Source organism: Myroides sp. LJL116 (assembly GCF_054871685.1).
In genome coordinates this window covers 122,549-146,156 of sequence record NZ_JBTXLR010000004.1, presented here as the reverse complement: position 1 = coordinate 146,156, position 23,608 = coordinate 122,549, and the positions used below count along the sequence as shown (strand labels likewise).

Below are 23,608 nucleotides of genomic sequence, written 5' to 3'. Positions count from 1 at the left end.
TTTACTTTTTATACAACGTGCCAATTAAAGCAAAACACTGGTTTACCCTTATTTTCTTATCCATTATCTGGGGGTCCTCATTTATATTAATAAAAAGAGGCTTAGATTATTTCACTCCTTTACAAGTGGGAGCATTACGTATAACTTTAGCTGGAATTTTCTTGCTTCCCATTTCCCTTCCAAAGGTAAAGTCACTTCCTAGAAAGAACTTTGGTTGGTTAGTCTTAACGGCTGTCACAGGAAGCTTTATACCAATGTTTTTATTTCCAATAGCCGAGACCCATTTACATAGTTCTATTGCTGGGATATTAAATGCTCTAATGAGTATCTTTGTTATTATTTTGGGGGCAATATTTTTCAGATATAAAACCCAAACAGGTCATATAATTGGAGTAGTATTGTCCTTTATTGGGGTAATTTTACTTTTGCAAAGTCCGGGATCTCATCATGCTGTCCCAAATGAATGGTTGTACTACCTTTTACTTATTATAGCAACTTTAATGTATGCTTATAGCGGCTTATTAACTCAAAAGTATATGGGAAATATCTCCCCTATTCTTTGGACTGCATTTATTGAATTAATCCTTTTAATACCTGGCTTAATTGTACTTATATCCACAGGCTTTTTCCAAACTTTATTCACCCAGCCTGATGCTCTTCAAGGAGTAGGATATGTATTTCTACTGGCATTTTTTGGTAGTGCATTAGCCAATATTTTCTATTATAAATTAATTCATCAAACCAATGCAACCTTTGCCTCTTCTGTTTCTTTATTAATGCCTTTAGTAGCTTTTATATGGGGAATATTTGATGGAGAAATACTAGGGGCTATACAAATTGTAGGAGCAATACTTATTATCGCTGGATTATACTTTGGAGAAAAGAAAATATCCTTTAAAAAATCAAAATAACCTCCTTATAGGATTAAACATAAAAACCCCTGTAAATTATTTATCTACAGGGGTTTTTCTATACCTATTACCAAGATATTTACTGATCTTCGAAAGGTAAATTATCTAAATCAACATTTCCTCCAGAGAGAATAATGCCTATTTTTTTTCCTTGAAACATTGGCCTTTCCTTTATTAAGGCTGCTAGAGCTACAGCACTACTTGGCTCAACAATAATTTTCATGCGTTCCCAAATCAGGCGCATAGAGGAAATTATTTCATTCTCTCGAATACAAATAATTTCTTTCACTCCATCTTTGATAATATCAAAAGTCAACTCACCTAATTCACCACACAGAGCATCAGCCATGGTATCTATCGTTAAGTTACTTTGGATACAGCCCATTTGTAAAGAACGATATGCATCGTCTACTTCTTGGGGTTCACCTCCATAAACCTCAATAGACTCCTTACCAAAAGCTTTACACGCTAAAATAGCACTAGAAAGTAGGCTTCCACCTCCCACAGGAACTATAATAGCATCTAGATCAGGATGCATAGCTAATAATTCAGCAGTAGCAGAGCTTTCTCCTAAGACAACATCCTTATTATTGGCTGGGTCTATAAAGGTTGCGCCTGTTTCTGCGATAATACTATTGCAAATTCTCTCTCTAGATTCCATTGTGGCTAAAGAATCTATAATCTTACCACCGTACATTAAAACAGCATTGCGTTTAACTAAAGGAGCCTCAGAAGGCATAACAAGAGAACACTCTATATTTAGCACCTTAGATGCTAAAGCCAAAGCTTGGGCAAAGTTACCCGAAGAATGTGTTACTACCCCTTTTTTCCTTTGCTCTTCACTTAATTGCAATAGAGCATTAATAGCACCTCTTAGTTTAACAGAACCTGCTCTTTGAAAATTTTCACATTTAAAATACAAATCATTTCCTAGAAAATTTTCAATATGACCACTCTCCATAATCGGAGTATGATGAATATAAGGAGCGATTTGGGCATAAACCCGCTCTAATTCTTGTCTCATAGATAATAATATTCTAAAAAAAACTCCCAACTAAAAGTTGAGAGTTTCTATTATTTGTAGTTTATTTTACATCCATTAATTCTACGTCGAAAACTAAAGTTGCATTTGGTGGAATAACTCCTCCAGCTCCGTTTTCTCCATATCCTAAATAAGAAGGAATTACAAATCTAGCTTTATCTCCTACTCTTAATAAAGAGATACCTTCATCCCATCCTTCAATCACATATCCTTGTCCTAATGGGAATTCAATTGGTTTTTTTCTTGAGTAAGAATTGTCAAACTCTGTTCCATCAGCTAAAGCACCTTTATAGTGTACAGAAACTGTTTTTCCTTTTTCAGCAGCCTTACCAGTTCCCTCTACGATCATTTGGTAACGTAATCCACTTGGTGTTTTTTGGAAACCTTCAGCAATTGCATCTACAGCTGCATCTGCTTCTTTTCTTGCTCCCTCTAATCTCTTAGCTCTATCTCCTTCAAAGTTACGAAAAGCCTCTACTGCATTCCAGTTTTGAGCTTCTTCTCCAACTCTTACAATCTCGATAGACTCAATAGAATCTCCTTGTGCAATTGCATCTACAATATCTTGTCCTTCTACTACTTTACCAAATACAGTGTGTTTACCATCTAACCAAGGTGTAGCAACGTGAGTGATGAAGAATTGAGATCCGTTTGTTCCAGGTCCAGCATTAGCCATAGATAAAACTCCAGGACCATCATGCGTTAATTCTGGGTGAAATTCATCATCAAAGTTGTATCCAGGACCACCTGAACCACTTCCTTGAGGACAACCTCCTTGGATCATAAAGTCAGGAATCACACGGTGGAATTTTAATCCATCATAGTAAGGTTCTCCTTGTTTACGAGCTGTATTCTCTAAGTTTCCTTCTGCTAAAGCAACAAAGTTTCCTACTGTTCCAGGGGTTTTATCCTCTGTAAGTTTTACTAAAACTTCTCCTTTAGATGTATTAAATTTTGCGTAAATACCGTTTTCCATTATTATCTATTTTAAATTTTTACTTCTTTAATTTTATTTAAATTTAATTATTCTTTTTGGAATATAGAAAGAATATATAAGAAATTAGCGATAAGCTAATCCCTCCCATACACAATCCTATCCATCCAAAATGATTATATAACCCTAATCCAAAAGCTGAGCCAAAAGCTGTTCCAAGGAAACTAAATGACATATAGACAGTATTAATTCTATTACGTGCCATAGCAGACAAAGCATAAATTCTAGTTTGATTAGACACATGCACCGTTTGAAGTCCCAAGTCAATAAGAATAATACCTATAATCACCCCCCATAAACTACTAGAAGACAAGGAAAAAACGATAAAACTCAAAAGGGTTAATACAATACCGTATTGAATTAAAGTACTAGCTGAGCCACTATGACCAATCTTTCCAACTAAAGGAGCAGCAAAAGCACCAACGGCACCAATTAGTCCAAAGGAACCAATAATGGCAGAATCATAATTAAAAGGACTATTGGCTAATAGTAAAACCATAGTAGTCCAAAATGCCCCAAATTGAGCAAAAGCTAAACTAGAAATTATTGTAGCATGTCTAAGAACTGGTTCTTGTTTTATCAAAGTATATAAAGAAGTATATAAAGAGGAAATATTTCCTTTGAAATCCGGTCTATCTTTTGGTAATAAAAGTGCGATAAAAACCACTAAAACTACACCTATACAACCAGCTGTGAAAAACATTCCCCTATAACCAATCCATTGACCTATAAATCCACTTAAGGTTCTAGAAAATAAAATCCCTATTAAAAGTCCAGAAACTACTGTACCTATGACCTTGCCCCTTTGCTGTTCATTAGATAAACTAGCTGCCATAGGCAAAAGCAACTGAGGTACAATAGAAAACATTCCAAGGGCGAAACTAACAATTTGCAAGACTAAAAAATCAGACACAAAAGCGCTTAGAAATAAACAAATAGCTGCTAAAATGGCAGTAATACTGATTTGGCTTTTTCGTTCTAATTTATCTCCTAAAGGAATCATTAATAAAATTCCCAATGCATATCCCCCTTGGGTTAGATAGGTTAAGGATCCAGCCCTTGCTTGAGAGATACCAAATTCTTCAGCGATCAGCGGAACAAGGGGTTGACAATAGTATAGATTGGCAACAATAAGACCTGTTACACAGGCCATAAATAAAACATTACTCTTACTTAAACTCATAGTACAAACCTAGGGCTTCTATAAAAACTAGACAAGAAAACAAAGTGTATTTATTTTGGAAAAATCTTCCATTTTAGGTAATTTTTATCTGTCGCTCCTTTTAAATATTTTAGACTAAAGCCTTAGAGTAAAACAAGGCTTTTTTGCACATTAAAAAATAGCATTGTACCTTTGTAAAAATAATAAACAATATGCGCATAGATATCATTTCAGTTGTACCTGAGTTAATCCGTAGTCCCTTTGAAGCTTCTATTTTAAAAAGAGCTATTGCTAAGGATTTAGTAGAAGTACACTTCCATAACTTACGTGATTATAGTACTAATAAACATAAAAACGTAGATGATTACCAATTTGGTGGAGGTGCTGGAATGGTAATGAGTATAGAGCCAATTGACCGCTGTATTACCCATTTAAAATCCCAAAGAGAATACGACCATGTTATTTACATGAGTCCTGATGGAGAAACCTTAAACCAGCAAATGGCCAATAGCATGTCTTTGCTGAAAAATATCATTATACTTTGTGGTCATTACAAAGGAGTAGACCAAAGAGTAAGAGATCATTTTATAACCAAAGAGATTTCTGTAGGAGATTATGTATTATCTGGAGGAGAATTAGGGGCTGCAATACTTTGTGATGCTATTATCCGTTTAATCCCAGGAGTATTAAGCAATGAAACTTCTGCACTAACAGATTCTTTCCAAGATGATTTACTAGCTCCTCCTATTTATACTAGACCTGCTAGTTATAAAGGTTGGGATGTACCAGAGATACTTTTAAGTGGAAACTTTCCTGAGATTGAAAAATGGAGAGAGCAAAAAGCTTACGACCATACACAAGATAGACGACCAGATTTATTGGAACGTCATAAATAAAACCTAGTAGGTAATGAAATAAAATGCCCCTTAGACTCAATAATTGATTCTAAGGGGCATTTTTTGATTGCTTTTGTGTTAGGGGACACAAAAAAACTGCCTATTGACAAGCAATAGACAGCACAATTAACTAGTTACGAAAAAGAAAATAAACTGTTTTAGGATAAAAATTTATTTTTCCTATAATCACTTGGAGAATATCCGGTTACTTTTTTAAACAAACGCGTAAAATAAGAAGCCGAATTATAGTTAAGTTCAAAAGCAATACCTGCAATGTCTCTACTTTTATCTTGTAAAAGAATTTGAGAATGTAAAATACTAATCTCATTGATCCACTGTTTCGGAGGCTTATTAGTAGCCTCTTTCACACATTTATTTAAGTAGTTTTCACTAATGTGTAAAAGGTTGGCATAGAACAAAACATTCTTATGATCGATGTGAAAACGTTGAACAAACTCTCTAAAGCGAAAAGCAATATCTAATTGCCTTGTCATAGGAGTTTTTAATTCAATATCCACACGAATAATTTTTAATAAAATAGTATGCATTAAGGAAATACATACCTCAATGTCCTTTTGAGCGCTATGTAGTTCTTGCTCAAATAAAAGTAAAAGCTTCTTGATCCACTTAGCATTTGCACTACTTAAAACGATATAAGGATTCATGGTAAAGAATTTTATATCATTACTAGCTAAGGCAATATCAGTAATAACCTCATTTTCATAAGCAATGAAAAAGCCTTCGATATCACTAGAAATAGATAAAGTGGCAGTTATATTACCACTTCTAACGTTTATCACCTCTCCAGCTTTCAAATTATAAGCTCCACTATCTAAATACTGGGTCATGTTTCCTTTTGTCAAAAGAATCATGAAGTTAAAAGTAGTACGATAAGGCACAACAGGCATAACAATACCTTGTAGATAATCTTCTAAACGATAAATTTGTATGATGCTTTTATTGTCCAAAGTAGCTTTGTCTACTCCAGGTAAAAACATCTTTTTATATTGAAAATTATTTAAAATCTGAATCGAATTCTTTGACATTGTATGCTTAATTTAACCTAGTTACTACTAGATTGTATTTATGGGTAAAGATACATGGTAAATACAACCTAGAGCAAATAGTATACAATAGATTAATATTAGGTAAACAATCTAATTGTTTTGGCGAACCAATTATCAATCCTTTTAATCGGAAACATAAACCACATAGATAATACAAAAGGAAAGGTTAGAGTAGTTACTCCCCAATCAATTAAATAAATATCTACTACTGTGGCGATAAAAATGGAAATTAACACATAAATTCCATCGCGAATATTATCCCCTCCCATTGCAATACCACATAAAACGGCATTGAAGCTAAATACACCTTGTTGTATTAACTCCTCTGGAGCATCCAAGCTATGAGAAATATAAATACTGATAACTACGGCTGCAAAGGCATATAAAGCTTTGATTGGGCTAGAAATAAACACCCCCACAAAGAAAATTAGTCCGGCCATGGGGCTACCATTAAAAACTACTTTTCCAAAGGCATGGCCTTGAACTAAAATGTCATCCATTTCCTTTACTTGTTCAAAGTGAGTCGGAACCGCTTTAAAACCAAAGGCAGGAATACTTAAGAAAAATATAATTCCCCAACTAGCAAGTACAAATGGGAAGGTATATGCGGGCAAATCCCTCTCCAAAGAATACCGCATCATTAGGGTGGATAAAATCGATGCAAAAACTATAACGAACCAGACCCCTGGACTTGGTTCGAAATAAAACAAAGTAGAGATACCAATTAAACTAGCGTTAAATCCATATAAGCCTTGTTCTATATTATGCTTGTGATAGCCTAGAATCTTAGCTGTCATAATAGCCACTAAATTGGCTATTACTCCTCCTAAGGCCATAATGGTGGAATCGTATAAAATGGCTGCGAAAAACAATAATCCTGTAAAGATATTTGCTTGAAGCATAATTTGCCCAAATCCCTTGAACAAAGATTTATAAATGTGTATCACGTACTGTTTCATAATGCTATGTTTAGCGTGTAGATACAAAAAGAGCTTACTCCTGTGGTAACAAGAATTGCTCCTCCCATAATTTTTGTTGAACTTCCTTGAAAATGCTAAATAATACCTCAGCACCATTACCTAATATACGAATAATAAATCCATCTCCTTGTAATTGGCTTATTCCAAATTCAATATTTTCAAGGTCTTTATAACACTGATGAAAATAATCTAGATAAGCAAGAACGTCAACTTCTTTGGTATTATAGTATAATAAAGTACCTTGGTGTGTGAATCCTTCCAAAAGTCCAATGCTTGAAATAGGCATTTGTTTTGGTTGAAGCAAAATATTGTCTTTTACAACCATTTTGCCATCCACATAAATTCTAGTAAGGTTTTGAAAATGATTGTATTCAAAAACCTCCCCTGAACCCTTTCTTCCACATGTGATGATATCACTTAATAAAAAGTGAGATCCTTTGCTCATATGAATGATGTTTTCGCTTATAAAGGTAGACAAATTTTGAGGAACAACCGGATGGGGTACATAACTAAAATTAGCTCCTTCTTCCATATTAACGCGGGTAACCTGGGTTCCTTTGTCTTTCATTTGGAAGAGTCTTTGGTAAGACTGGGTTTGAAGCTGTAATGTAGCATCCTTGGCTATATCAATTTTAATCTGATGATCATCCCCGTCTAATAAACCAGGAGAAGTACTCATGATCATTAAATAAGCTGCGTCATCCCTTTTATATTGTCCAACAGGAACAATACGAAATGGTGGAGTTACATAAGTATCCTTCATATAGGATCTTCCACCAATTCGTTTTTCAATTTTTATTTCTAAAGAACAAACCATCCTTATCTTACTAAATTTGGTTCCTCGATATCCTCTAAAAGAGCATATTTTTTGATCCATCCCACGATGTTCTCTAAACCTTCTCCAGTTTTTAAATTAGAGAAAATAAAAGGAGCACCTTTACGCATTGCTCTTGCGTCGTTTTCCATTACTTCTAAAGAAGCACCTACATAAGGAGCTAAGTCAATTTTATTGATTAACAATAAGTCACTTCTTGTAATAGCTGGTCCACCTTTACGCGGAATTTTTTCTCCTTCTGCAACATCAATAACAAAGATAGTTACATCTGCTAAATCAGGACTATATGTTGATGAAAGGTTGTCTCCTCCACTTTCAATTAATATCAATTCTAAATTTGGAAATCTACTAGCTAATTCGTCAACTGCCTCTAAATTCATACTAGCGTCTTCGCGAATAGCAGTGTGTGGACATCCACCTGTTTCCACACCAATGATGCGATCCTCTGGTAATAAAGAGTTTTTTGCCATGTATTTAGCATCCTCTTTTGTATAGATATCATTAGTGATTACTGCTAAATCATATTCATTTAATAATCGGCGGCTTAAAGCCTCTAATAAAGCTGTTTTTCCAGAACCAACAGGTCCTCCAACTCCAATTTTAACGTATTTTCTATCTTCCATTTCTTATTTTTTTTTTACGATAAGTATAATCTTGAATACAAATGCTCATGTTGCATACAACGTATATCAAAACCAATATTACTCATTCCAATTAAACTTGGATCTAATTCCAAAGACTCTTTGGCTAAGGTCCATAATTCCTCGTGTAGATCGTACAAAATATCTTGACCATCTAATTGTCCAAGAGGAACTAATTTAACCGCATTGGTAACCATACCAATGGCAGCATTGTAATAATAAGCATGCATTGCTTCCACTAAAGGCAATTCCATTATACAAGCAAACATACCAAACATTATACAATAATTGCTAAATACATTTTTCTGTTTAATTTGTTCTGCCCATTGTTTCACCAATTCATGTTCTTGGTAACGGGAAAATATTTTAAATAAACGCAATCCCAGTTTTTGACTTCCTACTCTAACTTCCATCGGACCTTTTAATGCATTGCATTCATCATCCAAATCTAAAAGTGCTTGAAAATCTCCCTTTTCACAAGCTTGGTAGGCTAATTTCATAAGGGCTGCGTCATTGTACTTAATGTTGTACCAAAGATTGTTACTGATATATTCTTGGGCAGAATCCTTATCCTTAACTAATCCATTTTGTACATAAGTCTCCAAACCATTGGAATGGGTATATCCACCAATTGGTAAGGTAGGATCCGCTAAATGTAGTAATCGTCCTAAAAATTTATTATTCATTGTTTGATTGTTTAATAGACATAATAGTTTTATTCATTTTAAAAGTAAAACGTTTATTATGACTTGGATCCACATTAGCATTGAGTTTATCTTCTAAGACACACTCCTTTAACTTTGGTTGAAAACCATTTTCTAATAACCACTTATTAATTGGTCTTTCATAGGGCATAAACAAAACATTGCCTTTAACAAACAAAGGTAAATGTTTATTGCCAACTTGATAGGCAACATAGCTTAAATCCATTAAGTTTTCTAATTCTACCACAATAGTTTCACAAGGTAACACCTGTACTACTACTAGAGAATCTGGAGTATCTATTAAAACATCACCATGTTTTAACTCTTGTCCTTTACCAAAAAAACGAATTGCTACTTCTTTGCCACTTTGTGTAATTAAGCGTTGAATCCTTTTATTGGCACAAAACCACTCAATAGCTAAAATATCCGCCTTTGGATCGTTTAGTTTTTCAGGTGCGTTATAAAGTGCTTTGGAAATGATCATAATTACCTTGGGTTTGGTTTAAAAAACCAAGGTGCAGTAGTACTGCACCAGGGCCTTTATTTTTTTATTAAAACAAGAAATATCTTTGTCCTAAAGAAACCTCATCAATAGGAGCACATGTTAATACCTCTCCATCTACACTTACTTGGTAGTTTTCTGGATTAACGATAATCTCTGGTGTTGCATTATTGTGAACCATATCATTTTTAGAAATATTTCTACAGTTCTCTACAGGTAATAATGTTCTGTCTACTCCGTATTCATCTTTGATTCCGTTTTCTAAAGAAACTTTAGATACGAAAGTAAAGCTAGTTTTAGTAGCTGCTTTACCTAAGGTAGCGTACATAGAACGTAAGATGATTGGTTGAGGCGTAGGAATAGATCCGTTAGCGTCTCCCATCTTAGAAGCAGCAATCATACCACCTTTTAAGATCATCTCTGGTTTAACTCCAAATAAAGCTGGTTTCCAAATAACTAAATCTGCAATCTTTCCAGGCTCAATTGATCCAACATAGTTAGAAATACCGTGAGCAATAGCTGGGTTGATAGAGTATTTAGCTACATAGCGTTTAGCTCTAAAGTTATCATTTTGGTTTTCTTTATCCTCTGGTAAGAAACCTAATTGTTTTTTCATTTTATCGGCTGTCTGCCAAGTTCTAGTAATAACCTCACCCACGCGGCCCATTGCCTGTGAATCCGAGCTCATAATACTAAATACTCCGCGATCTTGTAAAATATCCTCCGCTGCAATAGTTTCTGGACGAATACGAGAATCAGCAAAAGCAACATCCTCAGGAATGTCTTTACTTAAGTGGTGACATACCATTAACATATCTAAGTGCTCGTCAATTGTGTTTTTTGTAAACGGACGAGTTGGGTTTGTTGAAGCTGGAAGTACGTTAGGGTACATAGCAGACTTAATAATATCAGGAGCGTGACCACCTCCAGCACCTTCTGTGTGGAAAGTATGGATTACACGTCCATTAATAGCTTGCATAGTATCTTCTAAGAATCCTGCCTCGTTTAATGTATCCGAGTGAATAGCTACTTGTACATCATATTTATCTGCAACAGATAAAGCTCTATCAATAGTAGATGGAGTTGCACCCCAGTCTTCGTGAATTTTAACTCCTAAAGCACCTGCTTTAATAGATTCAATGATAGGTTCTTCTGTACCAATATTACCTTTACCAAAGAAACCGAAGTTCATAGGTAAATGATCTGTAGCTTGGAACATACGTTTTAAATTCCACTTACCTGAAGTAACTGTTGTAGCTAAACTTCCATCAGCAGGTCCTGAACCTCCACCAATCATAGTAGTTAAACCACTATATAAAGCTGTTTCAATTTGAGTTGGGCTGATATAGTGAATGTGGGTATCAATTCCTCCAGGAGTAACAATCATTCCAGCAGCTCCATGAACCTCTGTTGCAGCACCAATAATCATATTAGGACTAACACCATCCATAGTATCTGGGTTACCAGCTCTTCCTACTCCAACGATTTTACCATCTTTAATTCCGATATCTCCTTTTACAATACCCCAGTGATCTAAGATAATTGCTCCAGTGATAACCATATCTAAAACCTCAGGTCCATCTAAAGCTGTAGAAGACTGTAACATACCGTCACGAATAGTCTTTCCACCACCGAATTTACACTCATCTCCATAGCTTAAGAAATCTTTTTCTATTTCAATGATTACTTCTGTATCTCCAAGGCGAACGCGATCCCCAACTGTAGGACCGAAAATCGCACTATAATTTGCTCTATTAACCTTTAAACTCATACGTTCTTATTTTTAAAATAGTTTTTCTCAGCTTTTTTCAAAGCCTCTACTTTAGCTTGTTCAGAAATTGTTTCTCCATTTACTAAATCATTGTGACCGTAGATTTTACGCTCACCTGCAAAAGGAACTAAGTTTACAACCAATTCTTCCCCTGGTTCGAAACGAACCGCAGTACTTGCAATGATATTTAAGCGTTTTCCAAAAGCTTTCGCTCTATCAAACTCCATTTGTTTGTTAACTTCGAAAAAGTGGTAATGAGATCCTACTTGAATAGGTCTATCTCCAGTGTTTACTACAGTAATTGTAGTTACCTCTCTACCTTCGTTACAAATCACATCTTCCTGTTTCAAAATGTACTCTCCTGGAACCATAATTTTGATTTTTTTTTAATTATCTAATTGGATTATGTACTGTTACAAGTTTAGTTCCATCAGGAAATGTAGCCTCTACTTGCACATCGTGAATCATCTCTGGTACTCCTTCCATAACGTCTTCACGTGTTAGAATAGTAGCACCATATTGCATTAGCTCTGCAACAGATCTTCCGTCTCTTGCTCCTTCTAATAATTCACTACTAATAAGGGCAATACATTCAGGATAGTTTAATTTTAATCCTCTAGCTCTACGCTTTTTGGCTAACTCTCCCGCCAAATGCAACATAAGTTTTTCCGTTTCTCTTGGTAATAAGTGCATACCGAAATAGTTTAAATATAGTTAAACAATAAGAAATAACATCACACGAACTTTTCGAAGAGTGTATCTCTTGTATAATAAAAAAATAATTTTTGTTCTTAAAAAAAGGACAGTTTTTGTCCATCTAATTTACATCTTTTGTCATTTAAATGCAAAAAATTGATACTGAGATATTTATTTATTTTTTAAGTAAATAGTCCCAAGGATCCTTTCTTGGCTATAAAATGCAAAAAAACAATTAGACCAAACTAGATAGAACTCTAAAGTAAAGAAGCCCCTGTTTGTAATTTAGGCGATCTGTGATACAGCTCACCCTTAATCTATATATGCGAAGATTGCTATATAGAGATACAAAACTCCAAAGCTTTAAAGCCCTAAAAGGCCTTTGCTTTTGGAATTTTTGTTCCAAAAATAATACTAAACACACCATCACCTGAGATAAAGCCCCAGTAAACAAACTGTCTACAAGCTTAGCTTTTGGCGATATTAAAAAAGTATTTGGTGTCATTAATTTTGTATTATTTCTGTTTTATTTTCTTTGGCAAATATAGGCCATAAAAGACTGTGCAATCTAGCACAAATCTTGACTAGAATAGCATAAAAACCCATTTCTATTTTTCGCATTATGCAATTTTAAAAAAAACAAGCATTTAAAAGACATATCTTATTTAAAATCAATATAATAAGAATAAATACCCTACTACACAAGGAATAAAAAGGACTACATTTTCTTTTAAAAAAAGTATATTAAAGGAACAAATTGGCAATTTTAAAGGTTTTTATTTACACTTATTCACAATTCTAGCTCCATATGAATAGTAGTAAAATTTCCTTCTTGGGTCTTTTTTATAGTAGTAAAGCCTTGTTTATGCCAGAATTCTACAGCCCCTGGTAAAAAGGGATGTGTATGTAAATAAAGTACTTCTATCCCCTTTTCTTTAGCAAGCTTTATCAGGGATTGAACCAATTCTTGTGCAAAGTGGTTTCTCCTATATTCAGGTTCTATAAATAACCGTGCCACTTCCACACATATTCTACCTTTATAATCCAAATAAGCAAACCTATCCTTATAAGGCATCATACCAATTGTACCTATAATAGTATTATCCTCTAAGGTAGCTTTCAAAAAAGCTCCTGTTGTAGACTCTACATAATATTTACTAAATTCTTTTAAATCAAAAGGAACTATTAATGGATCAAGCATAGGAAATAAAATAGCCCTGAAATGCTTTACATACTCCAAAATAGCGGGTAAATCCTTATTGTCTACTCTTTGGATATTAATTTTAGTCATTTGCATCATCTTATCTAGAAGGGAAGTATAGTAAATGCTCTTTATTTTGGATACAATCAAGCTTTATCTTATATGTTTTTTCTAATTCCTGATGAATTTCTTGGGGATCTAAAATGGATAAATCCACTAAATTCCCTTTTCTCATCACAAAAAAATCATCTCCATACATCAGAGCTAAATTAGGATCATGCATTACACAAAGTACAGTTGTACCTTGGTCTGCAAGGGTTCTTAGAACTTGTAAAACTTTGACTTGGTAGTTTAAATCCAAGTGATTAGTTGGCTCATCTAAAAGCAAAATATCTGGTTGTTGTACCAAAACCCTACACAATAGAACCAATTGTCTTTGCCCTCCTGAGAGCTGGGTATATGGCTTATCTTTTAAATGATATAAGTCGAACTGTTTTAAAATACGATCTACCATATCTAAATCCTCTTTTTGGGGAGAGAATTTAAAAAAAGAACTACGACCTGTTAGAAGAACATCTTTCACTTTAAAAGGAAAGGTAGCTTGGTGAAATTGGTTTAAAAATCCAATGCGAACTTTGGTTTTATCTCCAATTTTCAAATCTCTTCTTTGTATATTATCAATAAAAACATCGCCTTTATACTTGTTTTGCAAACCAGTTAATACGCTAAACAAAGTAGACTTACCTGAGCCATTTCTACCCAGTATAACGCTAAAAGCTCCTTTACGAAAAGAGCCACTTACTTGTTTTAAGATAGGTTCCTTTCCATAAGAAAACTCTACATTGGAAAGTTGTATAATCGCCGAATTAATCATTGCTGTAAGTTATTAAAGCTTTTTTTCATCAAATAAATAAAAATAGGTGCCCCGATTATCATGGTAAACACACCAACAGGTAATTCAAAAGGCATCACTGTACGAGAGAATAAGTCAATAACAAGTAAAAAGCATCCACCTATAGAGATATTTGCCCATACACCAACTCGATTATCAGGTCCATAAATCATTCTAGAAATATGTGGTACAATTAATCCAAAAAGACTAATTACTCCAACTGCGGCAACACTAGCTGCTGTAATTAAAGTAGCTGCTGATACCAAGGCTATTTTCAAATAAAAAGGATTTATACCCACTGCTTTAGCTTCTTGATCTCCCAAAGAAAGTAAGTTTAATCTTGCCCCTAGCCCTACAATACAACCTAATCCTAATGCAATAGGCAAAATAGATTGTTGCACCTTTGACCAAGAGGCAGTATGTAAATTCCCCATTGTCCACTGAATAATGGCCTGTAATTTATAAGGATCACTGATATACTGCAATAAAGTTAATAGGGCAGTAAAAATACCTGAGATGATAATACCCGATAAAACCACACCTACAATAGAGGCTTTTTGTCCAACGTAAGAAATACTATAGGTTAACACCACAGCGATTACTCCAAAGACAAAAGCGGAAATATTCAAACTAATAATTGGAAATAACATAGCAAGAGCGGCTCCAAAGGCTGCTCCTGAAGAAATACCCAATGTAAAAGGATCTACAATAGGATTGCGAAAAATAGCTTGTAAAACTCCTCCAGCACTAGCCAAAGAAGCTCCTACTAGAAAAGTAAGTATCACCCTTGGTAATCGAACATTCCATAAAATTGTTTCTGCTGGGCTCATCGCTTTAGAAGACGAGCTAAATAATAATTCTTTAGTGTAATGTATAAACTCTACAATGGTAGTGTTCTTAGTAGATCCAAGTAGGATGGAAATAAACATAATAGCAAGTGGTACTATCCACAAGGCATTGTATTGGAGTATTTTCTTCATCTACTCTTTTATTTTAAATAGAAAAAATCCATATCTTCTTTAATCTGCTTGTCAAAGTCATCTTGTTGCCACACTTGGTAACACCACTGTTTAAGCTGTTTGGCAAATAATAAAAATTTCACCGTATGAGGATCATAGGTAAAGGAAGGTTCAAGGGAATAAACTTGTTTATTTTCTACACAAGGCAAAGACGCTAATTCCTTCATAGAATACACATCACTTGGTAAAGTATTCCAAACTACAATAAGATCTGGATTCCATAAATACAAAGATTCTGCTCCAATATTTGGCGCTTCTAATTCTAAAGGACAAGCATTAGTTGCTCCGGCTAATTCAATAACCATATCAATTAAGGTACCTTTTCCCGAGGTAGACAACACTCTGTTATTACTCCAAGCGTAATACACCTTTTTCTTTACATCAGAAGAATACTCCTGCATATTTTTTAAAGAAGCTTCTACATAATTGGTAACTTCTTTAGCACGTTGTTGTTTACCTAATAACACACCAAGACCGGTAATTTGATCTAGAATATCTTCTTTATTTTGAGACGAAACTCTATAAATTGGTACTCCAAGAGTCTCTAATTGCTCAATACTTTGGGTATCATCTTTGAAGCAAACCACAAGATCTGGCTCTAAGGCTAAAATCATTTCCATATCACTACTTCTCCCATTAAAGGTAGGGGTAGCTATGGTTTTATTCTTTATACGAGTATCTATAGAGGATAGAAACATAAACTTATCCGTGTATTGATATACCGTAGAGGGAATACCTACTAATTTATCCTGTGCCCCTAACATATAAACATGATCGACAACAGAATCAAAAAGCACCACAACACGCATAGCTACTGTATCTAAAGTAACCCTTTGGCCACTAGCATCTATAACACTATACTGGTTTTTTATCTCTAAAGGGGACTCCTTTGCTTTATCCTTACAACTATAATTTATCATAGTTGCAACAATACACAAACACAATACGATACTCCTATACATATATTTTATTTTAATTGCTTTTGCAAAAGTGCATGGGGATGTAATATCTCTTGTACTAAGGTAATTTTATCTGAAAATTTATTTTGTAATTGTTCAAATAAATTCCCATCATATCCCACTAATAAACAATCCTTTGCTGCATTGGTAAACAAGGGCAAATGCCTATTGCCAATATAGTAAGAAAAATCCACTAATTCTCTAGGGGTATACCCACTAAAACAAATAGTTAAACAAGGCTGAATAGCAATTTGAGCAATCAATTGATTACCACTATATAACAAATCACCGTTTTGCCAGTGTCCTTTAAAGTTCTTCTCTAATTTGATACTACTTCCATTAGAAGCGTCTCTAAGAAAAAAGCTTTTTTGACTCTCAAACCATTCAATGGGCAATACTGCAATACTAGGATCTAAAACCCTAGACGTGCTAGGGTTTATATGATCTATACTTATAGGTAAACCAGACATATTATAGGTTTTGGCTTTGCTCCTTTTTAAGGGCAACTCTTTCTTTTAACCAATCACACCACTGGTCCATACCTTCACCTTTTAAAGTACTAATAGTGATTACTTCAATATTAGGATTTACCTCTCTTGCATCTTTAGTTACAGCTTCTACTGAAAAAGGAACATAAGGTAAAAGGTCTGACTTAGAAACTAGCATTAATTCACTAGTTAAAAACATTCTTGGATATTTCTTCGGCTTATCGTCTCCTTCTGTACTAGCCAATAAAGTAACTCTATAGTCTTCTCCTAAATCAAAAGCAGAAGGACATAAAAGGTTACCAACGTTTTCAATAAATAATAAGTCAATATTACTTAAGTCCATATGATCTAAAGCTTGTAAAATCATTTGAGCTTCAATGTGACACATACCACCTGTAACAATCTGTAAGGCGTTAAGACCAACCTCTTTCATACGCACAGCGTCTCTATCGGTTTCAGGATCCCCTACTAAAACACTAATGTTTAGTTCTTTTCCTAGGCGTTTACCTGTTTCTTGCATTAAAGTAGTTTTCCCAGATCCTGGAGAAGAACATACGTTAATCACACATATTCCCTTTAATTTTTCGCGAATAGCGTTAGCCACAAAATCATTGGCTTTTAATAAATGTAAAGTAGTGTTATCACACTGTAACGAACCTACACGGTTTCCAAGACTTTTAGGATTTGACATTGTTATAATTATTTAAGATTGTTTGAAAATTACTTTTGATATAAATAGTTCGTCCCCTTGTACAATAGTAGAGCTAGGCTCTCCACAAGGACAAACAAAACGGTGATACTCCACTTTAAAATCTTTTTGACATACCTGACAATGGGCCACAATATCTTGCACTACCACCTCTAAATCCATTTCCTTATACTTTTGCGCATTGTCTTGTAAGAAAGCATTAAAAGCATTTTGAATTAAAATAGGCTGAACATTGGAAAGTAAGCCTGCTGTGATTTCAATTTTTACGATATCCTCCACCTTTGCCTGATAGTTCTGTTCTAAAGTGGTAAAAATATCTTTTACTATGGATAATTCGTGCATAACAAATAGGATTATCTAGTTATTTTACTGTTTTATTTTTGATTTAAAGCCCCAAAAACCTCTATCTTTTGTGGACTACAAAGAAGAGTTTTGTATTTTTAGGATAACTTATTTTTTGATATTGCATACCTTCCACACTTTTCTGGAGGATAACTACATGGCTACTAATACCCTATGTATTGCTTTTAAAGTGTTTATTGTATCAAGGAATTTTGCCTTTTGAAAAGCAGTGTAATATATCACCCTTTAAAAGGGGGCTTAACACAGGACAAAACTACCATCTAGGCAAACGCAAAAATAGTACAAATCTTGACTAATATACCATAAAATCCGCTTAGACCTACTATTTTGTATACCTTCTAGAATCACTTTTAGCTAATAGATTGATTAGCAAGTATTAAATTACTTAAAAAAATAAAATTACCCTAATTTAAAAGAATAAAGTTTTCTTATTTTTTTATTAAAAACCTCATCTAAAAGTTAGCTAACCCTTTTAATTACAATAGTTACACAACAATTCAACCCTGAAAATAAAGCACTTAAAAAAAACCTATAAAATAGCACTTTTCGACCCTTAAATCCCGTCAAGCAAAAATAGGCTTTCCTATCCTCTTATAGTAATAAAATGCAGTTAAATAGCTTTTACTTGCCTTTATTTTCTATTATTACCTGACTAAGCAACACCCTAACAAACTACCTTACAACAAGTTAAATACACAAAAATATTCTTTTGTATTTCATTTTTATGGTTTGTATTTATATTTAATTTTTTATCTTTGCACCTGATTTGGGCTAACCTCTGGCGAGGTCCGTGTATGTTACCCTAGACAAAAACAATTTATACATTATAAAAATGGCAGATTTATTAAAATTCGTTCAAGAGGAATTAGTTGCTAAGAAAGACTTTCCTGAGTTTGGAGCTGGAGACACTATCACTGTGTACTACGAAATTAAAGAGGGTGAGAAAAAGAGAACTCAGTTCTTCAAAGGAGTAGTTATCCAAAGAAGAGGTTCTGGATCTACAGAAACTTTTACTATCCGTAAAATGTCAGGTAACGTTGGAGTAGAGCGTATCTTCCCAGTTAACATGCCAGCTTTAGAGAAAATCGAAGTTAACCAAAGAGGTAAAGTTCGTAGAGCTCGTATTTTCTACTTCAGAGAACTTACAGGTAAAAAAGCTAAAATCAAAGAAAGAAGAAGATAATTCACTTTCTCTGAGAAATAAGAAAAGAGATTACAATAAATATTGTAATCTCTTTTTTTTGCCTTTAAAATATAGGATACAAAAAAAGCTATTGACTTCTCAATAGCTTTTTTTATTCATACTAAAGTACAAAACGTATTTCTTACTTAATATAGTGAATTGGATTAGCAGATTCTTGACCTTCTAAAAATCCTTGTTCATTCATCCATTGTTCGCTATAAATTTTACTCATATAACGAGATCCGTGATCTGGGAACAATACCACTACTACACTGTCTTTATCAAACTCTCCTTGCTCAGCATATTGTCTAGTAGCTTGTAAAGCTGCCCCTGAGGTATACCCTAAGAATAATCCTTCTTTAGCAGCTAATTCTCTAGCGGCTAAGGCTGCATCTTTATCCGTTACTTTAATAAACTTATCAATCACAGTAAAATCAGTTGCCGTAGGAATTAAATTCTTACCTAGACCTTCGATTTTATAAGGGTGAATTTCATTTGGATCCACTTCCCCTGTTTCATGATACTTCTTTAAAACAGATCCGTAAGCATCTACTCCTAAGATTTGAATAGCTGGATTCATTTCCTTTAAGTATTGTGCTGTACCTGAGATAGTACCACCTGTACCTGAACAACAAACAAAATGAGTAATCTTACCACCTGTTTGCTCCCAAATTTCTGGTCCAGTTGAATTATAATGAGCTGCTGTGTTTAATTCATTAAAATATTGATTAATATAAATCGAACCTGGCAACTCTTTATGTACTCTTTTAGCTACTTCATAATAAGATCTTGGATCATCTGCAGCTACATTAGCAGGACAAACATATACAGTTGCCCCCATAGCGCGTAACATATCTATCTTATCTGGAGAGGACTTATCACTTACCGATAAAACACATTTATACCCTTTGATTGCACTTACCATAGCAATACTAAATCCAGTGTTACCTGAAGTAGTTTCCACAATAGTGTCACCTGGTTTTAAAATACCTTTTTTCTCAGCTGCTTCAATAATGTGTAAAGCAATTCTATCCTTAGCCGAATGTCCTGCATTAAACGCCTCCACTTTTGCAAAGAAGTTCCCTTCTAGGTTTTGTGTTACTCTATCTAATTTAACAAGCGGTGTGTTTCCTACTAATGATAATATATTATCAAAAGCTTGGATTTCCTTTTTCATATATATGGTATTATTTATCAGAGTTTATAAAACTCTTATTATTTACTAGCAAATTTACAAAATTTATTATTTTGTTATTCCCTCTAAAGCAAACATAAATGCAAATTCCTTAGCAACTTCCTTTAAAGCCTCAAATCTTCCCGAAGCTCCTCCATGACCTGCTTGCATATTAGTATCTAAGAACAACTGCTTATCGTTGGTTTTTAATTCTCTTAATTTTGCCACCCACTTTGCAGGCTCCCAGTATTGCACTTGAGAATCGTGTAATCCCGTTGATACATACATATGAGGATAATCCTGACAAGTAACATTGTCATAAGGAGAATAACTAAGCATATAATCATAATACTCTTTATTGTTTGGATTCCCCCATTCATCATACTCTCCTGTAGTTAATGGAATAGTGTCATCTAACATAGTAGTTACTACATCCACAAAAGGCACTTGAGCTATAATCCCACGATATAAACTTCCCGCCTGATTTGCTATTACTCCCATTAACATACCTCCAGCAGAACCTCCTTGAGCATATAATTTCTCTGGATTAGTATATTTTTGATCGATTAGAAACTCTGAACAAGCAATAAAATCATTAAAAGTATTTTTCTTGTGTAACAACTTACCATCTTCATACCAAGCTCTACCCATTTCTTCTCCTCCTCTAACATGAGCAATAGCATAAATAAATCCTCTATCTAAAAGACTCAAACGAGTAGTAGAGAAATATGGTTCCATAGAATATCCATAAGATCCATAAGCATATAATAAAGTAGGATTATCTCCTTGTCTTTGCATGCCTTTTCTATATACTAATGAGATAGGTACTTTTACCCCATCTTTAGCCGTAGCCCAAAGGCGCTCCTCTATATAATTATCTTTATCAAAATCCCCTATTACCTCTTGCTCTTTTTGTATGGTTTTTTCTTTAGTATCCATATCAAAATCAATTATCGAAGCAGGTGTGGCTAAACTTTGGTAACCATATCGTAGAATAGTAGTATCAAAATCAATATTCACCCCTGTATAAGCATCATAAGTTTGACTCTCAAAAGGCAAATAATAACTAGGTAGGTTAGCATCCCATGGTTGTATCTTAATTTGAGGTAACCCATCAAAACGCTCGCTTACCACCAAGTATTTCTTAAATAACTCTATACCTTCTAACAAAACATCTTCTCTATGAGCAATAACAGTTGTCCAGTTCTCTAAAGTAGTCTGTTCAATAGGAGTTCTCATTAATTGAAAGTTCTCTGCGTGATCATAGTTGGTAAGAATATAGAAATGCTCGCCAAAATGCGAAATACTATATTCTAATCCATGTGTTCTTTCTTGAAATACTCTAAATTCTCCATCGGGATTATCCGCCTCTAAAATTTGGTATTCCGTAGTTAGGGTACTATGACTTCCAATAACTAAAAAACGATGCGACTTTTCTTTACCGATAAAAGTATCGAAAGTATCATCCGTTTCATGATACACTAAAGTATCCTTTGTAATATCACTAGACAATTTATGTTTAAAGATCTTATCTGCTCTTAGAGTTTCTGGATCTTTTCTAGAATAAAATAAAGTTTTGTTATCTGAAGCCCAAGTAGAGTTTCCTGTTGTATTAGAAATACAATAATCTAAAACTTCATTGGTTTGTAAATTCTTAATATGCAAACTGTACTCTCTTCTAGAAACAGTATCTATGGCAAAGGCTACCCAATTATTATCCTCAGAAACGTTGATACCTTTTAAATTAAAATAGGCATGCCCCTGAGCCATTTCATTACAGTCGAAAAGAATTTCTTCTTCACTTTGCAAACTTCCTTTTTTACGAGAATAAATAGGGTAATCTTGCCCTTGTTCAAAGCGGGTAATATAATAATAGCCATTATAAAAATAAGGAACCGAACTGTCTTGTTCCTTAATGCGACTTTTCATCTCTTCAAACAAGCTTTCTTGAAAACCAAGAGTATCTTTGGTTTGCTCTTGGTAATAGCGATTTTCTTGTTCTAAATAGTCTATTACCTCTGGATTCTCTCTATCGTTTAACCAATAGTAATTATCTATTCTAATGTCCTTATGAGCTTTCAATTCCACAGGAATCTTCTTAGCCAAAGGCGCCTTTATATCTTTTTGCATGATGTAGTATTAAAGCTGCAAAAATACGCTTTTTGTTTGTCAAACAAACCTTTTAAGATTGGCTTAATTCAATTATTATCCTTGTACTAAGCCACAAAAAAGGGAGAATAAAAAAAAAATTATTTTAAAACCTCCTGTCTAAAACGATCTACTATGGTCAAAAAATCATGTTTTATCACCTCATTGGTCATACCTTTTTCTACATCAAAATTCTCGCTGTATTGTCCTAGACTATAATGCTGTAAAATAACAGCGCCAAATTCAGGAAATACCCTTAGAGAAACATCCATAGCATTTTGCCCACCTCTTCTTCCCTCAGAAGTACTAAGTAAAAGCATATCTTTATCTTGAAATACTTTTAATTCTTTTCTTGAACACCAATCAAAGAGGTTTTTAAAGGCCGCTGTCCAGTTGCGATTATGCTCAGCCATTGAGCAAACAATAGCATCACATTGAGCAATCTCTTCTAAAAAACGCAAAGCTCCCTCGGGGTAAGATATTTTTTCTTGATCTTCTGAGAAAAGCTCACATGGAAAATCATTTAAATCCAAAAGCTTCACTTGAAAATCATCCTCTAATAAGGATAGTGTATACTTCACTAGAGACTTATTAATACTCTTTGAGGAAGTACTTGCTGCAAATCCGATAATCTTTTTCATCTTTAATCCATTTTTAAATTAATTTAAAACTCCTTGCAACTCCAAATACAATTCTTTTAATAAAGCTCTTATTATTGCTTACTTAAAAGAAAGAATTCTAAAACCTATGTATTAAAATTACGAAATTATAACAAATCTTCCTATTTAATTAGATAAATATTATTCTACATAAAGTATAATAATCTCGGAAAACACAGGAATTAAAAAGAAGTTTTTCACGATACATAAAGGTGGAGTAAAACTTCAAAAGTTTTTAATATTTTTGCTCTATTAACAAATAAAACATACGACTATGTTCGGAGACTTAATGGGAATGATGGGTAAATTAAAAGAGACCCAAGAAAAAATAGAGCAAACTAAAAAGAGATTAGATACCGTTTTAATTGACCAACAAAGTTCAGATGAACTATTAAAAGTAACGGTTACTGCTAATAGAGAAATTCGCAGCCTTGATATAAATGAAGAATTATTACAAGACAAAGAGCAATTAGAAGATTACTTAATTACTGTTTTAAATCGCGCTATTTCTCAGGCAGATAAAATCAACGAAGCAGAATTAGCTGCAGCAGCTAAAGATGGTATGCCAAACATTCCAGGAATGGACATGTTTAAATAGATACCCCCTATATA

26 protein-coding genes are annotated in these 23,608 nt (G+C 34.0%); 4 read left to right on the top strand and 22 right to left on the bottom strand.

Annotated elements, in window-relative coordinates; all coding sequences use genetic code 11:
- The first annotated feature begins 17 nt into the window (after positions 1-17).
- Positions 18-911 (top strand): DMT family transporter, encoded by an 894-nt coding sequence (locus ACYSNM_RS05280; RefSeq protein WP_461755934.1) that lies wholly within the window; start codon positions 18-20, stop codon positions 909-911.
- A gap of 79 nt (positions 912-990) precedes the next feature.
- On the opposite strand, the gene ACYSNM_RS05275 is transcribed toward ACYSNM_RS05280, so the two are convergent.
- The 3 genes from ACYSNM_RS05275 to ACYSNM_RS05265 form a co-directional block, all read right to left on the bottom strand.
- Positions 991-1,935, bottom strand: a complete 945-nt coding sequence (locus ACYSNM_RS05275) for a pyridoxal-phosphate dependent enzyme (protein WP_461755933.1) — start codon at positions 1,933-1,935, stop codon at positions 991-993.
- Positions 1,936-1,996: 61 nt separating this feature from the next.
- Positions 1,997-2,929: a peptidylprolyl isomerase gene (locus tag ACYSNM_RS05270; protein ID WP_461755932.1), complete on the bottom strand. Its 933-nt coding sequence runs from the start codon at positions 2,927-2,929 to the stop codon at positions 1,997-1,999.
- A 43-nt stretch (positions 2,930-2,972) separates the two neighbouring features.
- Entirely contained in the window at positions 2,973-4,130 is a 1,158-nt protein-coding gene (locus ACYSNM_RS05265; RefSeq protein ID WP_461755931.1) for an MFS transporter, read from the bottom strand.
- Positions 4,131-4,321: 191 nt separating this feature from the next.
- Here ACYSNM_RS05265 and trmD point away from each other — a divergent pair, with 191 nt between their 5' ends.
- The gene (trmD, locus tag ACYSNM_RS05260; RefSeq protein ID WP_461755930.1) at positions 4,322-5,005 is read left to right on the top strand and encodes a tRNA (guanosine(37)-N1)-methyltransferase TrmD; all 684 of its coding nucleotides are present in this window, start codon (positions 4,322-4,324) and stop codon (positions 5,003-5,005) included.
- A 158-nt stretch (positions 5,006-5,163) separates the two neighbouring features.
- Here trmD and ACYSNM_RS05255 read toward each other — a convergent pair whose 3' ends face one another.
- From ACYSNM_RS05255 to ACYSNM_RS05180, 16 genes are all read right to left on the bottom strand, one after another.
- Positions 5,164-6,051, bottom strand: coding sequence for a helix-turn-helix domain-containing protein (locus tag ACYSNM_RS05255; RefSeq protein WP_461755929.1), 888 nt, complete (start codon positions 6,049-6,051; stop codon positions 5,164-5,166).
- Positions 6,052-6,149: 98 nt separating this feature from the next.
- Positions 6,150-7,031, bottom strand: a complete 882-nt coding sequence (locus ACYSNM_RS05250; RefSeq protein ID WP_461755928.1) for an urea transporter — start codon at positions 7,029-7,031, stop codon at positions 6,150-6,152.
- A 34-nt stretch (positions 7,032-7,065) separates the two neighbouring features.
- On the bottom strand, positions 7,066-7,869 hold the full coding sequence (locus tag ACYSNM_RS05245) for an urease accessory protein UreD (RefSeq protein WP_461755927.1): 804 nt from the start codon (positions 7,867-7,869) through the stop codon (positions 7,066-7,068).
- Between the two features lie 2 nt (positions 7,870-7,871).
- Entirely contained in the window at positions 7,872-8,510 is a 639-nt protein-coding gene (gene ureG, locus ACYSNM_RS05240; protein WP_461755926.1) for an urease accessory protein UreG, read from the bottom strand.
- A 14-nt stretch (positions 8,511-8,524) separates the two neighbouring features.
- Positions 8,525-9,214, bottom strand: coding sequence for an urease accessory protein UreF (locus ACYSNM_RS05235; protein WP_461755925.1), 690 nt, complete (start codon positions 9,212-9,214; stop codon positions 8,525-8,527).
- Positions 9,207-9,716, bottom strand: coding sequence for an urease accessory protein UreE (locus tag ACYSNM_RS05230; protein ID WP_461755924.1), 510 nt, complete (start codon positions 9,714-9,716; stop codon positions 9,207-9,209). Before ACYSNM_RS05230 ends, ACYSNM_RS05235 begins: the two co-directional genes overlap by 8 nt.
- A 67-nt stretch (positions 9,717-9,783) precedes the next feature.
- Positions 9,784-11,505, bottom strand: a complete 1,722-nt coding sequence (gene ureC, locus ACYSNM_RS05225) for an urease subunit alpha (RefSeq protein WP_461755923.1) — start codon at positions 11,503-11,505, stop codon at positions 9,784-9,786.
- Positions 11,502-11,876 (bottom strand): urease subunit beta, encoded by a 375-nt coding sequence (locus tag ACYSNM_RS05220; protein ID WP_461755922.1) that lies wholly within the window; start codon positions 11,874-11,876, stop codon positions 11,502-11,504. Before ACYSNM_RS05220 ends, ureC begins: the two co-directional genes overlap by 4 nt.
- Before the next feature lie 19 nt (positions 11,877-11,895).
- Positions 11,896-12,198 (bottom strand): urease subunit gamma, encoded by a 303-nt coding sequence (gene ureA, locus ACYSNM_RS05215; RefSeq protein ID WP_461753583.1) that lies wholly within the window; start codon positions 12,196-12,198, stop codon positions 11,896-11,898.
- Positions 12,199-12,991: 793 nt separating this feature from the next.
- A complete protein-coding gene (locus ACYSNM_RS05210) occupies positions 12,992-13,492 on the bottom strand; it encodes a GNAT family N-acetyltransferase (protein ID WP_461755921.1) in 501 nt (166 codons plus the stop codon).
- 10 nt (positions 13,493-13,502) lie between these two features.
- Positions 13,503-14,276, bottom strand: a complete 774-nt coding sequence (locus tag ACYSNM_RS05205; protein ID WP_461755920.1) for an ABC transporter ATP-binding protein — start codon at positions 14,274-14,276, stop codon at positions 13,503-13,505.
- Positions 14,273-15,274, bottom strand: coding sequence for a FecCD family ABC transporter permease (locus ACYSNM_RS05200; RefSeq protein WP_461755919.1), 1,002 nt, complete (start codon positions 15,272-15,274; stop codon positions 14,273-14,275). The genes ACYSNM_RS05205 and ACYSNM_RS05200 overlap by 4 nt, the downstream gene beginning before the upstream one ends.
- Before the next feature lie 8 nt (positions 15,275-15,282).
- Positions 15,283-16,233, bottom strand: coding sequence for an ABC transporter substrate-binding protein (locus tag ACYSNM_RS05195; RefSeq protein WP_461755918.1), 951 nt, complete (start codon positions 16,231-16,233; stop codon positions 15,283-15,285).
- Positions 16,234-16,280: 47 nt separating this feature from the next.
- On the bottom strand, positions 16,281-16,742 hold the full coding sequence (locus ACYSNM_RS05190) for an urease accessory protein UreE (protein WP_461755917.1): 462 nt from the start codon (positions 16,740-16,742) through the stop codon (positions 16,281-16,283).
- A gap of 1 nt (position 16,743) precedes the next feature.
- Positions 16,744-17,451 (bottom strand): hydrogenase nickel incorporation protein HypB, encoded by a 708-nt coding sequence (hypB, locus tag ACYSNM_RS05185; RefSeq protein WP_461755916.1) that lies wholly within the window; start codon positions 17,449-17,451, stop codon positions 16,744-16,746.
- A gap of 12 nt (positions 17,452-17,463) precedes the next feature.
- The gene (locus ACYSNM_RS05180; RefSeq protein ID WP_461755915.1) at positions 17,464-17,811 is read right to left on the bottom strand and encodes a hydrogenase maturation nickel metallochaperone HypA/HybF; all 348 of its coding nucleotides are present in this window, start codon (positions 17,809-17,811) and stop codon (positions 17,464-17,466) included.
- Positions 17,812-18,664: 853 nt separating this feature from the next.
- Here ACYSNM_RS05180 and rplS point away from each other — a divergent pair.
- The gene (rplS, locus tag ACYSNM_RS05175) at positions 18,665-19,015 is read left to right on the top strand and encodes a 50S ribosomal protein L19 (RefSeq protein WP_461755914.1); all 351 of its coding nucleotides are present in this window, start codon (positions 18,665-18,667) and stop codon (positions 19,013-19,015) included.
- Positions 19,016-19,157: 142 nt separating this feature from the next.
- On the opposite strand, the gene ACYSNM_RS05170 is transcribed toward rplS, so the two are convergent.
- The 3 genes from ACYSNM_RS05170 to ACYSNM_RS05160 all read right to left on the bottom strand — a co-directional run bounded on the left by ACYSNM_RS05170 (position 19,158) and on the right by ACYSNM_RS05160 (position 22,978).
- Positions 19,158-20,192, bottom strand: a complete 1,035-nt coding sequence (locus ACYSNM_RS05170) for a PLP-dependent cysteine synthase family protein (RefSeq protein ID WP_461753571.1) — start codon at positions 20,190-20,192, stop codon at positions 19,158-19,160.
- 66 nt (positions 20,193-20,258) lie between these two features.
- Positions 20,259-22,319 (bottom strand): S9 family peptidase, encoded by a 2,061-nt coding sequence (locus ACYSNM_RS05165; RefSeq protein ID WP_461755913.1) that lies wholly within the window; start codon positions 22,317-22,319, stop codon positions 20,259-20,261.
- A 119-nt stretch (positions 22,320-22,438) separates the two neighbouring features.
- Entirely contained in the window at positions 22,439-22,978 is a 540-nt protein-coding gene (locus ACYSNM_RS05160) for an NADPH-dependent FMN reductase (protein WP_461755912.1), read from the bottom strand.
- 292 nt (positions 22,979-23,270) lie between these two features.
- On the opposite strand from ACYSNM_RS05160, the gene ACYSNM_RS05155 reads away from it, so the two are divergent.
- Positions 23,271-23,594: a YbaB/EbfC family nucleoid-associated protein gene (locus tag ACYSNM_RS05155; protein WP_461755911.1), complete on the top strand. Its 324-nt coding sequence runs from the start codon at positions 23,271-23,273 to the stop codon at positions 23,592-23,594.
- The last annotated feature ends 14 nt before the right edge of the window (positions 23,595-23,608 follow it).

Bases quoted from the DNA above. Each gene is read 5' to 3' on its own strand.
- ACYSNM_RS05275 (WP_461755933.1), bottom strand. From the start codon at position 1,935: ATGAGACAAGAATTAGAGCGGGTTTATGCCCAAATCGCTCCTTATATT.
- ACYSNM_RS05270 (WP_461755932.1), bottom strand. From the start codon at position 2,929: ATGGAAAACGGTATTTACGCAAAATTTAATACATCTAAAGGAGAAGTT.
- ACYSNM_RS05265 (WP_461755931.1), bottom strand. From the start codon at position 4,130: ATGAGTTTAAGTAAGAGTAATGTTTTATTTATGGCCTGTGTAACAGGT.
- trmD (WP_461755930.1), top strand. From the start codon at position 4,322: ATGCGCATAGATATCATTTCAGTTGTACCTGAGTTAATCCGTAGTCCC.
- ACYSNM_RS05255 (WP_461755929.1), bottom strand. From the start codon at position 6,051: ATGTCAAAGAATTCGATTCAGATTTTAAATAATTTTCAATATAAAAAG.
- ACYSNM_RS05250 (WP_461755928.1), bottom strand. From the start codon at position 7,031: ATGAAACAGTACGTGATACACATTTATAAATCTTTGTTCAAGGGATTT.
- ACYSNM_RS05245 (WP_461755927.1), bottom strand. From the start codon at position 7,869: ATGGTTTGTTCTTTAGAAATAAAAATTGAAAAACGAATTGGTGGAAGA.
- ureG (WP_461755926.1), bottom strand. From the start codon at position 8,510: ATGGAAGATAGAAAATACGTTAAAATTGGAGTTGGAGGACCTGTTGGT.
- ACYSNM_RS05235 (WP_461755925.1), bottom strand. From the start codon at position 9,214: ATGAATAATAAATTTTTAGGACGATTACTACATTTAGCGGATCCTACC.
- ACYSNM_RS05230 (WP_461755924.1), bottom strand. From the start codon at position 9,716: ATGATCATTTCCAAAGCACTTTATAACGCACCTGAAAAACTAAACGAT.
- ureC (WP_461755923.1), bottom strand. From the start codon at position 11,505: ATGAGTTTAAAGGTTAATAGAGCAAATTATAGTGCGATTTTCGGTCCT.
- ACYSNM_RS05220 (WP_461755922.1), bottom strand. From the start codon at position 11,876: ATGGTTCCAGGAGAGTACATTTTGAAACAGGAAGATGTGATTTGTAAC.
- ureA (WP_461753583.1), bottom strand. From the start codon at position 12,198: ATGCACTTATTACCAAGAGAAACGGAAAAACTTATGTTGCATTTGGCG.
- ACYSNM_RS05210 (WP_461755921.1), bottom strand. From the start codon at position 13,492: ATGACTAAAATTAATATCCAAAGAGTAGACAATAAGGATTTACCCGCT.
- ACYSNM_RS05205 (WP_461755920.1), bottom strand. From the start codon at position 14,276: ATGATTAATTCGGCGATTATACAACTTTCCAATGTAGAGTTTTCTTAT.
- ACYSNM_RS05200 (WP_461755919.1), bottom strand. From the start codon at position 15,274: ATGAAGAAAATACTCCAATACAATGCCTTGTGGATAGTACCACTTGCT.
- ACYSNM_RS05195 (WP_461755918.1), bottom strand. From the start codon at position 16,233: ATGATAAATTATAGTTGTAAGGATAAAGCAAAGGAGTCCCCTTTAGAG.
- ACYSNM_RS05190 (WP_461755917.1), bottom strand. From the start codon at position 16,742: ATGTCTGGTTTACCTATAAGTATAGATCATATAAACCCTAGCACGTCT.
- hypB (WP_461755916.1), bottom strand. From the start codon at position 17,451: ATGTCAAATCCTAAAAGTCTTGGAAACCGTGTAGGTTCGTTACAGTGT.
- ACYSNM_RS05180 (WP_461755915.1), bottom strand. From the start codon at position 17,811: ATGCACGAATTATCCATAGTAAAAGATATTTTTACCACTTTAGAACAG.
- rplS (WP_461755914.1), top strand. From the start codon at position 18,665: ATGGCAGATTTATTAAAATTCGTTCAAGAGGAATTAGTTGCTAAGAAA.
- ACYSNM_RS05170 (WP_461753571.1), bottom strand. From the start codon at position 20,192: ATGAAAAAGGAAATCCAAGCTTTTGATAATATATTATCATTAGTAGGA.
- ACYSNM_RS05165 (WP_461755913.1), bottom strand. From the start codon at position 22,319: ATGCAAAAAGATATAAAGGCGCCTTTGGCTAAGAAGATTCCTGTGGAA.
- ACYSNM_RS05160 (WP_461755912.1), bottom strand. From the start codon at position 22,978: ATGAAAAAGATTATCGGATTTGCAGCAAGTACTTCCTCAAAGAGTATT.
- ACYSNM_RS05155 (WP_461755911.1), top strand. From the start codon at position 23,271: ATGTTCGGAGACTTAATGGGAATGATGGGTAAATTAAAAGAGACCCAA.